Here is a 258-nt window from a genome sequence, read left to right as displayed (position 1 = left end):
CCCATCGGTCCTACAAGAATCAAATTTCGCACAGAATCAACGACTCACAGCAATCGCCTGGTTATTCATAATACGCGGAGTCAGGAATACCAGCAGCTCGGATTTTCTTTCCGCCAGCACATCGCGCCGGAAAAGGCGGCCAAGATACGGCACATCGCCCAAAAATGGCACTTTATCTACCACTTTGCTTTGGGTATTGGAGAAAACCCCACCGATGACGATGGTCTCGCCATCCTTGACCAGCACCTTGGCGTTGAC

General features: G+C 51.2%; 1 protein-coding gene. It reads right to left on the bottom strand.

What is annotated here, in order from left to right:
• Positions 1-36 precede the first annotated feature (36 nt).
• A partial coding sequence (locus KZZ07_RS27115; RefSeq protein WP_500862251.1) for a secretin GspD/PilQ domain-containing protein occupies positions 37-258 on the bottom strand: 222 nt, incomplete at its 5' end.

The organism is Mameliella sp. CS4, from assembly GCF_019392335.1.
Taxonomy (GTDB): domain Bacteria; phylum Pseudomonadota; class Alphaproteobacteria; order Rhodobacterales; family Rhodobacteraceae; genus Antarctobacter.
Note: the sequence above shows the minus strand (reverse complement) of the source record. Positions and strands in the feature narration are given on the sequence as shown.